Origin of the sequence: Pseudomonas urethralis, from assembly GCF_021602465.1 — a bacterium.
GTDB lineage: Bacteria > Pseudomonadota > Gammaproteobacteria > Pseudomonadales > Pseudomonadaceae > Aquipseudomonas > Aquipseudomonas vlassakiae.
The window spans coordinates 14,151-26,439 of the sequence record NZ_BQIJ01000006.1; the positions used below are offsets into that span (position 1 = coordinate 14,151).

Annotated in this window: 10 protein-coding genes; 5 read left to right on the top strand and 5 right to left on the bottom strand. The window is 64.0% G+C overall.

The features are described from left to right. Window positions 1-324: 324 nt before the first annotated feature. Window positions 325-2,166 carry an amidohydrolase gene (locus L6D64_RS11615; RefSeq protein WP_236192460.1) on the top strand — a complete coding sequence of 614 codons (1,842 nt, stop codon included), beginning with the start codon at window positions 325-327 and terminating at the stop codon, window positions 2,164-2,166. Window positions 2,167-2,260: 94 nt separating this feature from the next. Here L6D64_RS11615 and L6D64_RS11620 read toward each other — a convergent pair whose 3' ends face one another. Both L6D64_RS11620 and L6D64_RS11625 read right to left on the bottom strand, forming a co-directional pair. Next, window positions 2,261-3,523: an OprD family porin gene (locus L6D64_RS11620; protein WP_236192433.1), complete on the bottom strand. Its 1,263-nt coding sequence runs from the start codon at window positions 3,521-3,523 to the stop codon at window positions 2,261-2,263. 109 nt (window positions 3,524-3,632) lie between these two features. Beyond that, window positions 3,633-4,490, bottom strand: coding sequence for a LysR family transcriptional regulator (locus L6D64_RS11625; RefSeq protein WP_236192435.1), 858 nt, complete (start codon window positions 4,488-4,490; stop codon window positions 3,633-3,635). 129 nt (window positions 4,491-4,619) lie between these two features. Here L6D64_RS11625 and L6D64_RS11630 point away from each other — a divergent pair, with 129 nt between their 5' ends. Further along, window positions 4,620-5,819, top strand: coding sequence for a YbfB/YjiJ family MFS transporter (locus tag L6D64_RS11630; protein WP_236192437.1), 1,200 nt, complete (start codon window positions 4,620-4,622; stop codon window positions 5,817-5,819). Here the strand turns inward: L6D64_RS11630 and L6D64_RS11635 are convergent. Continuing rightward, a complete protein-coding gene (locus L6D64_RS11635; RefSeq protein ID WP_236192439.1) occupies window positions 5,780-6,691 on the bottom strand; it encodes a LysR substrate-binding domain-containing protein in 912 nt (303 codons plus the stop codon). The genes L6D64_RS11630 and L6D64_RS11635 overlap by 40 nt on opposite strands. Before the next feature lie 135 nt (window positions 6,692-6,826). On the opposite strand from L6D64_RS11635, the gene ycaC (L6D64_RS11640) reads away from it, so the two are divergent. Then, window positions 6,827-7,456 (top strand): isochorismate family cysteine hydrolase YcaC, encoded by a 630-nt coding sequence (gene ycaC / locus L6D64_RS11640; protein WP_236192441.1) that lies wholly within the window; start codon window positions 6,827-6,829, stop codon window positions 7,454-7,456. Between the two features lie 663 nt (window positions 7,457-8,119). On the opposite strand, the gene L6D64_RS11645 is transcribed toward ycaC (L6D64_RS11640), so the two are convergent. Together L6D64_RS11645 and L6D64_RS11650 are read right to left on the bottom strand one after the other, a co-directional pair. Then, entirely contained in the window at window positions 8,120-9,907 is a 1,788-nt protein-coding gene (locus L6D64_RS11645; protein ID WP_176509201.1) for a monovalent cation:proton antiporter-2 (CPA2) family protein, read from the bottom strand. 124 nt (window positions 9,908-10,031) lie between these two features. After that, window positions 10,032-11,006, bottom strand: coding sequence for a GlxA family transcriptional regulator (locus L6D64_RS11650; RefSeq protein WP_236192443.1), 975 nt, complete (start codon window positions 11,004-11,006; stop codon window positions 10,032-10,034). Window positions 11,007-11,186: 180 nt separating this feature from the next. Between L6D64_RS11650 and L6D64_RS11655 the strand changes: the two genes are divergently transcribed. Further along, complete coding sequence (locus L6D64_RS11655) at window positions 11,187-11,549, top strand: helix-turn-helix domain-containing protein (protein ID WP_176509199.1); 363 nt, start codon at window positions 11,187-11,189, stop codon at window positions 11,547-11,549. Between the two features lie 84 nt (window positions 11,550-11,633). Beyond that, window positions 11,634-12,254: an isochorismate family cysteine hydrolase YcaC gene (gene ycaC / locus L6D64_RS11660; RefSeq protein WP_236192445.1), complete on the top strand. Its 621-nt coding sequence runs from the start codon at window positions 11,634-11,636 to the stop codon at window positions 12,252-12,254. Window positions 12,255-12,289 lie beyond the last annotated feature (35 nt).

Genomic DNA, 12,289 nt, shown 5'->3' on the forward strand with positions numbered 1-12,289 from the left:
TACCTGTAGGAGCGGGTTCATCGGGGCGCCGAACCGCCGCGAAGAGGCCAGCCCTGGCAGCACAAAGCTTGAGCAGGGCTAACCTTCTACAACCCACCGCACATCCATCCAAGCCCCGACCCTGTATCAGCCGGCATGCTCTGCAGTTGCGCCTGCCGCCGCCGCACCCAGACGGAGAAGCCCATGCCCCAGGATCGCAACGACAAGACCCGTCGGCAGTTCCTCGCCACCAGCACCGTGCTAGGTGCCGCCGGCGCCCTCTGGTCCGCATTGCCCTTCACCGGCCAAGCCGGTTCCGCCCACGCATCCACCCAAGGAGGTTCCATGACCGCCGACCTGATTCTGTTCAACGGCAAACTGCACACCGTTGATCGCGAAAAGCCCACCGCCACTGCCGTTGCCATCAAGGACGGCCGCTTCATCGCCGTGGGCAACGACGCCGAGGCCATGGCCCACAAGGGCAGCGCCACGCAGATCATCGACCTCAAGCAGCGCACGGTCATCCCTGGCCTTAACGACTCGCACCTGCACCTGATCCGGGGTGGCCTGAACTACAACCTGGAACTGCGCTGGGAAGGCGTGCCATCGGTGGCCGATGCCTTGCGCATGCTCAAGGACCAGGCCGCGCGGACACCGACGCCACAATGGGTGCGCGTGGTCGGTGGCTGGAACGAATTCCAGTTCGCCGAAAAACGCATGCCGACGCTGGAAGAAATCAACCAGGCGGCCCCAGACACCCCGGTGTTCCTGCTGCACCTGTACGACCGGGCGCTGCTCAACCGCGCCGCGCTCAAGGCTGTCGGCTACGACAAGACCACGCCAAACCCACCGGGAGGCGAGATCCAGCGCGACAAGTTCGGCAACCCGACCGGCATGCTCATCGCCCGCCCCAACGCGATGATCCTCTACGCTACCCTGGCCAAGGGGCCGAAGCTGCCACTGGAGTACCAGATCAACTCCACCCGCCAGTTCATGCGCGAGCTGAACCGCCTGGGGCTGACCAGTGCGATCGACGCCGGTGGCGGTTACCAGAACTTCCCCGACGACTATTCGGTGATCCAGGAGCTGGCCGACAACAATCAGCTGACCGTCCGCATCGCCTACAACCTGTTCACCCAGAAGCCCAAGGAAGAGCTGGACGACTTCCGCAAATGGACCTCCAGCGTCAAACTGCACAGCGGCACCGACTTCCTGCGCCACAACGGCGCTGGCGAGATGCTGGTGTTCTCCGCCGCCGACTTCGAGGACTTCCTCGAGCCGCGCCCGGACCTGCCGCAGACCATGGAAGAAGAGCTGGAACCGGTGGTGCGCCACCTGGTCGAGCAGCGCTGGCCGTTCCGCCTGCACGCGACCTACAACGAATCGATCACGCGCATGCTCGACGTGTTCGAGAAGGTCAATCGTGACATCCCGTTCAATGGCCTGCCGTGGTTCTTCGACCACGCCGAAACCATCACTGCGCAAAACATCGAGCGCGTGCGTGCGCTGGGCGGCGGCATCGCCATCCAGGACCGCATGGCCTTCCAGGGCGAGTACTTCGTCGACCGTTACGGCGCCAAGGCCGCCGAGCAGACACCGCCGATCAAGCGCATGCTCGAGATGGGCGTGCCGGTGGGTGCCGGTACCGACGCCACCCGCGTTTCCAGCTACAACCCGTGGACTTCGCTGTATTGGCTGGTCAGTGGCAAAACGGTTGGCGGTATGGAGCTGTACAAGGAAGGCCTGGACCGCGAAACCGCACTGCAGCTGTTCACCCAGGGCAGTGCCTGGTTCTCCAGCGAGCAGGGCAAGAAGGGCCAGATCAAGGTGGGCCAGCTGGCCGACCTGGCGGCGCTGTCGCTGGACTTCTTCAGTGTCGATGAGGAAGCGATCAAGGGCATCGAGTCGGTGCTGACCGTGGTTGATGGCAAGGTGGTGTACGGCGCGGCCGAATTCGACAAGCTCGGCCCACCGCAGGTGCCGGTGCTGCCGGAATGGTCGCCGGTGGCCAAAGTCCCAGGGCACTGGCGTGCAGGCACGCCGTCGCTGGCGGCAGCCGTGCACCAGTGCTCGGGGCCGTGTGGGGTGCATGCGCACAGCCATGACAAGGCGCGTAAGTCGAGTGTGCCAGTCAATGACTTCCAGGGCTTCTGGGGGGCACTGGGTTGCTCGTGCTTCGCGTTCTAAGCTGATGTGATGTCGAAAGGAAGGGGCCGCGATGGCCCCTTTTTTTGCTTTTGCCCAGCCTCGGCAATCAGCGCCGTCTGCTGACGGCATGAGCTCAGAAACTGCCTTTGAGCGGGTACTCGATGATCAGGTAGAGGCGGTCGATGTCATCGCCGCCCTGGGCCTGGTTGGCTCTGTGGCTGACGTGTGAAAACGACAGGCTGAGGTCTTTGGCCGCGCCCGACTGCACCACGTATTTCAGGTCGATGTCGCGTTCCCAGTGCTTGCCGCCCTGGCCGTACTGGTCCACGTAGGCGCCACCCGCAGGTGCATGGCTGCCATCGATGCCACGGCCGCTGACATAGCGGCCCATCAGGCTCAGGCCGGGCGCACCGAGGGTGGCGAAATTGAGGTCGTAGCGCAGTTGCCACGAGCGTTCGCCGGGGCCGTTGAAGTCGGCGTACTTGATCGAGTTGGCCAGGTAGATGGAATCGCCGCCGACGAAGTCGAACGGGGTCTTTCCCTCGACCTTCTGGTAAGCCACGCTCAGCGCCTGAGCGCCGAAGCTGTATTTGGCCAGCACACTGTACGCGAGGGTGTCGATTGCTCCTGCGCTGGCGTTACCGGTATCGCGGGTCTTGTAGATGTTGCCGTCCAGGCGCCAATTGCCTTCGGTCAGGTTCAGGTTGAGGTAGGCCTGGCGCCAGGTGTCTTCCAGCTCCCCGGCGTACAACGCGCCACCGAACGGGCCGTGCGGCGCGAAGGTGGCGCCGGCCAGGCTGATGGCCCGATTCTCCGTCGTCGCGCCATAGCCGCTGAAGTCATCATGCGTCGAGCTATTGTCCTGATTGTTGAAGGCAGTGAAACGGCCTGCCTGCAAACGCCAATCGGGCAGATCTGTGTTCTCCAGCAACCAGCCGGTGGCGTATTCCGGGTGCAGACGTTTGTCGCCTGTGTCGAACACAGGGGTCTCCACCATCATTTCACCGTAGTGCAGCTGGGTGTTGCCCAGGCGCAGCTTGAGTGCGGCGCCGGCACTGGCGTAGTCGGATTCGGCGCGGCCATCGCTGTCGCGGGGCAGCAGGCCGGTGCCGGCATGGCCGCGGCCGCCGTCGAGCTTGAGGCCGAGGAAACCGTGGGCGTCGAGGCCGACGCCGAGCATGCCCTCGGTGAAACCTGAGCGTACCTCGCCGATGAATCCCTGAGCCCATTCCTGGCGGTAGTTCTGGCCGCTGGCGGAGGGCGAGCGAAAGTCGCTGTGCAGGAAGTAGTTGCGGCTGAGCAGCGACCAGCCGGGTTCATCAGCCTGGGCAATGGCGGGGCAGAGGGCGAGGGCGGCGAACAGGGCGCGGCCTGGCCCGTGATTGGCGCGGATCATGGAGGCTCCGAGGGGGATGATCCGGGACTGTGGCGCAATGGCAGGCCAAGGGTCTTGCACGCGTGTGCTGGCGTTGGGGCTGCCTGTGGCAGCGCCTTCGCGAAGCGACCTATTGGCCGAAGGCCTGCGCAATCGCCTCGATCACTACCCGCACCCTTGCCGTATGACGCACATCCTGATGGGTCACCAGCCAGATGTCGTAAGGCCTGCCGTGAGTCCAGACCTGCTGCAAGCCCGCCCGTTGCCCCATCGGCACGGGGAGTTCACCCAGGCCTGTTCCGCAGGCCAGCGCGTGGCGCACCATCAGTCCTGAGGTGCAGGTCATGGCGATGTTCCCTTGGTCAATCGGCTCACCGGCCAGTGTCACCTCCTTGCCACTGTCCAGATACGGTTGATACACCACCAGTTCGTGCCCGGCGAACGCACTGCCCGGCGTAGGCTCGCCACGCCGCTGCAGATACTCATGCGAAGCGAATAATCCGGTGCGCCAGCGCGCCAGGCGTCGTACGACCAGCTCGGGGTTGTCCGGCTTGAGCGTGCGCACGGCGATATCCGCCTCGCGCTGGCTGAGGTTGAGCATCTGCGTGGATGCGTGCAGTTGCACCTCGATCCCAGGGTGCTCCAAGCGCAACTGCGCGACCGTCGGAATGATGAATTCCGATGCAAAGGCATCGGTACTGGTGATGCGCACCACACCGCTCAGGCGTTCATCCAGCCCAAGGATCTGCCGCTGCAGGCCGGCGGCGGCGGCCTCCATCTCCAGCGCAGCTCGCATTGCGACCTCGCCGGCGCTGGTCAGCGAATAACCGCTGGAGGTGCGCAGGAACAGCGTGGCATCCAGCGCGCCTTCCAGCGAAGCGAGTCGGCGGCCCACGGTCGCCTGGTCTACGCCCAGGCTGCGGGCGGCACCACGCAAGGTTTGCTCGCGGCACAACGCCAGAAAAACGCGGGTGTCGTCCCAGTTCATCGAAGCCTTCCTCGGTGATGCAAAAATGCAGCGCAGAGATGAAAACTCGCTGCGTTATTTCTTCGTTCGGCGAATTTATGCTTTTCCCATCACCATCAGCAAGCGCCGAGCAGGGCGCAAGGGAAGATCATGAACGCTTCGATTCCACGAGCGCCCTGGTTGCCGATCTGGGCCGGGCTGTGCGCCAGCCTGGTTGGGATCGGCCTGGCACGGTTTGCCTATACGCCACTGATCCCGGCGCTGATCAATGCACACTGGTTTGCCAATGCCGCGGTGGTCTACCTTGGGGCAGCCAATCTGGCCGGCTATCTGGTCGGCGCGCTGATCGGCCGGCCGCTGGCCAAGCGTTGGTCGGGCGCAACGGTGCTGCGCGGCATGATGGTGCTGGTAAGCCTGACATTCCTCGCCTGTGCCTGGCCACTGTCAGTGAGCTGGTTCTTTGCCTGGCGTATGCTGTCGGGTGTGGCTGGAGGGGTGATCATGGTGCTGGTGGCAAGCGTCATTTTGCCCCATGTCAGCGCCACGCGGCGGGGCCTGGCCAGCGGCGCCATCTTTCTGGGCCTGGGGTTGGGCGTTGCAGCTTCGGCAAGCCTGGTGCCTTGGCTGCTGGAGAAAGGGCTGCCACAGACCTGGCTGGGCCTGGCCGCGCTGGCGCTACTGCTGACCTTCAGCAGCTGGGCCGGCTGGCCCGCCGAGCATGGCCCTCAGCCAGCGGCACCTGCATTGCCAAAATCAGTGGTTTCACCTGCGATTCTCGTACTATTTGGGCAGTACGCCCTGATGGCTACGGCGTTGGTGGCGCCGATGATGTTCCTGGTCGACTACGTGAGCCGTGGCCTGGGCGCAGGCTCTCATGCGGGCGCTGCCATGTGGGGGCTTTATGGCCTTGGCGCGATTGTCGGCCCGGTGTTGTATGGGTTATTGGCCGACCGCCTGGGGGCACGCGCCGGCATTCGTCTGGTGCTGCTGGCGCAACTGGCCGCGCTCGGTGCCTTGCTGGCGAGTCACGACCTGCGTGTGTTGGGTGCTGCTGCGTTGCTGATCGGCTCGTTTCCGCCGGGCATCGTACCGCTGGCGCTGGCTCGGGTGCATCAACTGGTCGAAGGCCACGCCCAGCAGAACGCGACCTGGAGCCGGGCGACAGTCTCGTTCGCCAGCTTCCAGGCCATTGCCGGTTACGGCTACTCGGCGCTGTTCGCCGCCACGGATGGCCACTACGGCGCGCTGTTCGGCGTGGCAGCCGGGGCTGTGGTGCTGGCGCTGCTGGTCGACGTGCTGCTCAAGGAGCGTCAGGCCATGTCGCTGATCGCAAACTCCTCGGCCAGGTGATCGATCAGCGCCCGTACCGAGGGCAGCAACCCACGCCGCGACGGGAAGATCGCATGCACGATGCCGCAGCGCGGGTGCCAGTCCGGGATCAGCTCCACCAACCTTCCTGCCGCGAGGTCCTCGCGCACCGCCACCCGTGGCAGGTGCGCGATACCCACCCCGGCCACCACGAAGTGGCGCAGGGCAAACAGGTCATCCGTCACCATGCGCGGGGTATAGGGGATGACGATGCTGCGGCCGCTGTCCTCGCCCTGGAACAGCTCCCACTGGTACTCCCGCTGGGCGCTGCCCCAGTGCAGGCTCGGCAGGGTGCTCAGCAACTGCGGGTCAAAGTTTTTTGGCAGTTGCTCGAGGTACTGCGGCTGGCCGACCAGGCACTGGGTGCTGTTGCTCAGCACCTTCATCACCATGTCGGTGTTCTCCAGCGGCGGGAAGCGCACCCGCAGGGCAATGTCGAAGCCCTCGTGCAGCAGGTCGACGCGGCGGTTGGTGCTCTCGATGAACAGTTCGACCTGCGGATACTTGAGCATGTAGCGCGTCAGCATCGGCCCGACCCAGGAGTTGAGCAGGGTGGTCGGGCAACTGATGCGCACCAGGCCGCGCGGTTCGCTGCGGTTGCGCTCGATGATCTCTGCCGCGCCTTCGGCCTCCACGCGCATGGCCAGGCAGCGGTTGTAGTAGGCCTGGCCGATCTCGGTCAGTGAGCAGTGGCGGCTGGTGCGGTGAAGCAGGCGAACGCCCAGGCGCTCCTCAAGGTCGGCGATGCGCCGGCTGAGCTTCGACTTGGGCATGTCCAATGCCCGCCCGGCAGGGGCGAAGCCACCGTGTTCCACGACTTGGGTGAAGTAGTACAGGGAGTTGAGGTCTTCCAATCATCGTTCTCCAAATGGAACGCTAAAGGCAATTTTCGCAGTCTACCGCCTTAAAGTTGATGATTTTAATCTGTGCCCATCAACCCGAAACACCCCCGATTGCTGAAAAATTCATAAACCTTAGGAGCACAGACCATGAGCAAATTCACCTACAACCGCCTGAACAAAGACGACGCCGCCGTGCTGCTGGTCGATCACCAGGCTGGCCTGCTGTCGCTGGTGCGCGACATCGAACCGGACAAGTTCAAGAACAACGTGCTGGCCCTGGCCGACCTGGCCAAGTTCTTCAACCTGCCGACCATCCTCACCACCAGCTTCGAGCAAGGCCCCAACGGCCCGCTGGTGCCGGAACTGAAAGCACTGTTCCCGGATGTCCCGTACATTGCCCGCCCTGGCCAGATCAACGCCTGGGACAACGAAGACTTCGTAAAGGCGGTGAAGGCCACTGGCAAGAAACAGCTGATCATTGCCGGCGTGGTGACCGAAGTGTGCGTAGCGTTCCCGGCGCTGGCTGCGCTGGAAGAAGAGTTCGAGGTGTTCGTGGTGACCGACGCTTCCGGCACCTTCAACGAAATGACCCGTGATGCCGCACACGACCGCATGAGCCGGGCCGGTGCGCAGCTGATGACCTGGTTTGGCGTGGCCTGCGAGCTGCACCGCGACTGGCGCAACGACATCGAAGGGCTGGCGGCGCTGTGCTCCAACCATATTCCGGATTACCGCAATCTGATGACCAGCTACAACGCGCTGACTGCTGGCAAATAACAGCAAGTTTTTGCGGTTCGACAGGCCGACCCCGATTGCGGGGTCGGCCTTCTTCGTTTGTCTGTTTGATGGCTGCGATGTGCCTGTCTTGATGGAGTGTCAGGGCTGGCATGTGCCGGGCTGTAGACAGTATCAGGGCTGACAGGTATATGCCTTTAGCTCTTCAGCGCCTTTGAGATCGAGCGCCGCCCGCGCGGCGCATCGCGGGCAAGCCCGCTCCCACATCTGTTTCGGGCCAATCTCTCCTGTGAAGCCAACAGGGACCGCCTTGTAGGCATGGCGATACATCTCGGTGGAGGCCAACAGGGGCATGGCGATGCATCTTGGTGGGCGCTGATGCTGTTCCACCTGTCTCCAGTCATGCACCAAGGCGGATCCTGTTGGCGGTACAGGAGTGACTGGCCCGAAACAGATGTGGGAGCGGGCTTGCCCGCGATGCGCCGCGCGGGCGGCGCTCGATCTCAAAGGCGCCACAACCATCAAGGCATGCACCTGGTAGCCCCGACACTCCCTCAAGGCATGCACCTGGTAGCCCCGACACTCCCTCAAGGCATGCACCTATTTGCCCTGACTCTGTTTAGAGGCAGGCACCTCACCTGCCTCCTGAATCCAAAAACAAAAAAAGAGGGCCTAAGCCCTCTTCTCATATCGCTGCGCCAACCCTCAATCCGCATCCGAATCAAACAACCGCGCCAATTCCACCCGCGCCTCCTTGGCCGTCTGCATCACCTTGGCCCGGTCATCGCGCACGAGCCCCTGTGCCTCCAGCACTTCCTCGTCATGCTGGGCAAACCGCTCGATCCGGTCCGCCGCCTGTTCGTCGCTCAAGCCCAGCCCGACCAGCGCCCGGCGGGTCATCTCCAGGCTTGAGTAGAACGTTTCGCGAATCGGCTCGGCGCCTACATCCGCCAACTTGTGCACATGCTGGCGGTTACGCGCCCGGGCCAGCACTTTCAGGTGCGGGTACTGGCGCTTCACCCGGTCTGCGGTATGGATGGCGGCCTCAGGGTCGTCGATGGTGATGATGAAGTACTCCGCCTCACCGACCTTGGCCGCATGCAGCACCTCGGGGCGAAGGGGGTCGCCGTAGAACACCGGCACCTGCTCGAACATGCGCGTCATCTCGATGGCGTCCACCGAGGTTTCCAGGGCAATGAACGGGATCTTCTGCGCGCGCAGGATGCGCGCAACGATCTGCCCCATGCGGCCCATGCCGACGATCACCACGCGCGGCGTGCCGGCGTCGATGGCCTTGTACTGCTCGGGCACTTCACGCGCCGGTTGTGGGCGTTTCAGGGCGCGGGCGCAGCCGAGCATCAGCAGTGGAGTGATGGCCATCGACAGGGTGATGGTCATCAGCAGCAGGTCGTAGGTCTGGGTGTCGAACAGGCCCTGGTCCTTGCCCAGCTTGAACACCACGAAAGCGAATTCGCCACCGGCAGCCAGCACCATGCCCAGGCGCAGTGCGCTGGCGCTGTTCAAGCCACCGGCCAGGCGGCCGACGCCGATCAGCAGCACCAGCTTCACCGCCACCAGCAGCAGGGTCAGGCCCAAAAGCACCAGCGGCATTTCCAGCAGCAGGCTGAGGTTGGCGCCCATGCCGACGCTGATGAAAAACAGCCCCAGCAGCAGGCCCTTGAACGGCTCGATCTGCGATTCAAGCTCGTGACGGTACTCCGAGTCGGCCAGCAGCAGGCCGGCGAGGAAGGCGCCCAGGGCCATGGAAATGCCGGCTTCCTCCATCAGCCAGGCGGTGCCGATCACCACCAGCAGTGCGGTGGCGGTGGACACTTCCGGCAGGCCGGTGCGAGCCACGGTGCGGAACACCGGGCGCAGCAGGTAGCGGCCGCCGATGATGACCACGGCGATGCTGGCGAATACCTTCAGGCCGTGTTGCAAGCTGTCGCCGTGGCTGGTGTCCGGGCCGCTGGCGGCCAGCAACGGGACCAGGGCGATCAGAGGGATCGCGGCGATGTCCTGGAACAGCAGGATGGCGAACGCCAGGCGGCCATGGGGCGCATTGAGCTGCTTGGTTTCGGCCAGGCTTTGCAAACCGAGGGCGGTGGACGACAGCGCCAGGCCGAGGCCGAGCACGACGGCCGCCGGCAGCGACTGGCCGAAGCCGAACAGGGCAATGGCGCCGATCACCGCGCCGGTCAGCAGCACCTGGGCGGTGCCGACGCCGAACACCGACTTGCGCATCAGCCACAGGCGCTTGGGCGACAGCTCAAGGCCGATGATGAACAGCAGCAGGACCACGCCCAGCTCGGAAATGTGCGCGACGCTTTCGGTATCGCGGATCAGGCCCAGCGCCTGCGGCCCGATGGCCACGCCAGCGAGCAGGTAACCGATCACGGCCCCCAGTTGCAGGCGCTTGGCCAGTGGGACGGCGACGACTGCGGCGAGCAGGAAGATCACCGCGGTTTGCAGAAGGCTGCCTTCGTGTGGCATTGGCTCGTACTCCATGAGCTGCCGGGGCAGCATTTGAACAGGTTGACGGACCATTCTGGAGGCTGGTCATGGCTCAGACAATCTGCTGCCGGGAAGAAACATTGTCCCGTATGGGTTGACAGCCTCAGCTCCCACCAAACTGTGCCCGGTACTGCGCTGGCGTCATGCCGATCCGCTCACAGAACACCTTGCGCATATGCCGGTCACTGCCAAACCCGCATCGGGTCGCCACCACCTTCAACGGCAGATCGCCGCATTCGAGCAGCTTGCGCGCCTGGTCGATCCGCGCGTTCTGCAAGTACTGCAGCGGCGTGATCCCGACCTCACGCTGAAAAATCCTGGCAAAGTTGCGTCCGCTCATGGCCACCAGGTCGGCCATCTTCTGCACCGTAAATGGCTGGTCGATGTGGTCGACGATGTAGGCCTGGACCCGGGCAATCGGCGAACCATCCCGGGGGACCGCCGCCAGCAGCGGCCCATAAGGCGTCTGCCCGCCTTGGCGGTGACGTGCCACCAGCAGCACCTTGGCGACTTCCAGCGCCAGTGCCTTGCCGTGATCCTCGGCGACGATGGCCAGCGCCAGGTCGATGCCCGCCGTGATGCCACCGGAGGTGATCAGGTCGCGGTCCGTCACATAGATGTGCTCGGTCTCGACCCTGGCATCGGGAAATGCCTGGGCCAGGCGCTCCACATAATTCCAGTGGGTAGTGCAGCGATAGCCGTCGAGCAACCCGGCACGCCCGAGCACGAACGCCCCGGTGCAGATCGCGCCGAAGCGCCGTGCCCTGTCAACGGCGGCAGGCAGCCAGCGCTCGATCGCCGGCAGCGCGACGTGGTAGGCCCCCGGCCCACCCGGTACCAGCAGCAAGTCGATGCTGGCTGGCAATTGCTCCAGGCGCAGGTCGGCCATTACCTTCAGGCCGCAGGACCCGCGGATGGTCCCCTGGCCCTCGGCCACGGTCACCAACCGATAATGGTTGTCTTCAGGCAGGAACCGGTTGGCAATGGCAAAGGCATCCATCGGCCCGGTCACATCCAGCATCAGCACATCATCGAACAGCACCATGGCCACGGTGCGTTGGGTGTGGTTTTCCTGCATACCTCTTTCGCCTTGAATGCTGACCGCTTGTGGCGGCATGAAGCTGAGTAAGAAACGCATCTTAAGGTATCGGCCAAAAGGCCAGGGCCAGCAGCGCACAATTAACAACAATTCAGGTTTGCCTCAGGACTTTGTCATGCCCCGGCGGCGAGACTTTCTGCATTGAACAGGAGAGTCGCCATGCACCCTGGGACGCCCCAAGCGCTTCTGCACACTCCCGGCGCGCTGACACCCGCGCGGCTGCGTCAGGCCAAGGAATTGATGTTGCACAGTTCGCTGTCGATCATCGAAATCGCCGCTGTATGCAACCTCACCCGCAGCCATTTTTCCCGTGCCTTCAAGGTCAATACCGGCCTCTCGCCCCAGGCCTGGCGCCTGCTGGCGCGCATGGAAAAGGCCAAGCGCCTGCTTGTCACCGAGGCGCCGATCACCCACGTGAGCCTGGAGTGCGGCTTCTGCGACCAGGCCCACTTCACCCGTGCCTTCAGCCGCCTGGTCGGCCAACCGCCGAAGGCCTGGCGCCGGGCGCAGGCATTTCCTTAAGCCGGCTCTATCCGCCGGTATAAGCCCTTGGGACAAGCCACCCGGTAAGTCCCGCTCCGTTTTCCCAACCCAAGGAGTCACCCCATGAGCCAACCTGATTACAAGCGCCTGAACAAGGACGATGCCGTGGTCCTGCTGGTCGACCACCAGACTGGCCTGATTTCGCTGGTGCAGGACTTTTCGCCCAACGAGTTCAAGAACAACGTGCTGGCCCTGGGCGACCTGGCCAAGTTCTTCGGCCTGCCGACCATTCTCACCACCAGCTTCGAGCAAGGCCCCAACGGCCCGTTGGTGCCGGAGTTGAAAGAGATGTTCCCGGACGCGCCGTACATCGCTCGCCCAGGCCAGATCAATGCCTGGGACAACCAAGACTTCGTCAAGGCGATCAAGGCCACTGGCCGCAAGCAGCTGATCATCGCGGGTGTGGTGACCGATGTGTGCGTGGCGTTCCCGACGTTGTCGGCGCTGGCCGAGGGCTTTGAAGTGTTCGTGGTGACCGATGCTTCGGGCACCTTCAACGAGACCGTGCAGCAGGCGGCGTGGGTGCGCATGACCCAGGCGGGTGCACAGATGATGAACTGGTTCTCGGTGGCCTGTGAGCTGCACCGCGACTGGCGCAACGACATCGAAGGGCTGGGCAACCTGTTGTCGCAGCGGATCCCCAACTACCGCAACCTGATGAACAGCTATGCGGCGTTGAGCTGAACCTGTACCGGCCCTTTCGCGAGTGTGCCCGGGAA

Excerpts from the sequence above, each read along its gene's own strand:
- L6D64_RS11615 (WP_236192460.1), top strand. The coding sequence starts at position 325 with ATGACCGCCGACCTGATTCTGTTCAACGGCAAACTGCACACCGTTGAT.
- L6D64_RS11620 (WP_236192433.1), bottom strand. The coding sequence starts at position 3,523 with ATGATCCGCGCCAATCACGGGCCAGGCCGCGCCCTGTTCGCCGCCCTC.
- L6D64_RS11625 (WP_236192435.1), bottom strand. The coding sequence starts at position 4,490 with ATGAACTGGGACGACACCCGCGTTTTTCTGGCGTTGTGCCGCGAGCAA.
- L6D64_RS11630 (WP_236192437.1), top strand. The coding sequence starts at position 4,620 with ATGAACGCTTCGATTCCACGAGCGCCCTGGTTGCCGATCTGGGCCGGG.
- ycaC (WP_236192441.1), top strand. The coding sequence starts at position 6,827 with ATGAGCAAATTCACCTACAACCGCCTGAACAAAGACGACGCCGCCGTG.
- L6D64_RS11645 (WP_176509201.1), bottom strand. The coding sequence starts at position 9,907 with ATGCCACACGAAGGCAGCCTTCTGCAAACCGCGGTGATCTTCCTGCTC.
- L6D64_RS11650 (WP_236192443.1), bottom strand. The coding sequence starts at position 11,006 with ATGCAGGAAAACCACACCCAACGCACCGTGGCCATGGTGCTGTTCGAT.
- L6D64_RS11655 (WP_176509199.1), top strand. The coding sequence starts at position 11,187 with ATGCACCCTGGGACGCCCCAAGCGCTTCTGCACACTCCCGGCGCGCTG.
- ycaC (WP_236192445.1), top strand. The coding sequence starts at position 11,634 with ATGAGCCAACCTGATTACAAGCGCCTGAACAAGGACGATGCCGTGGTC.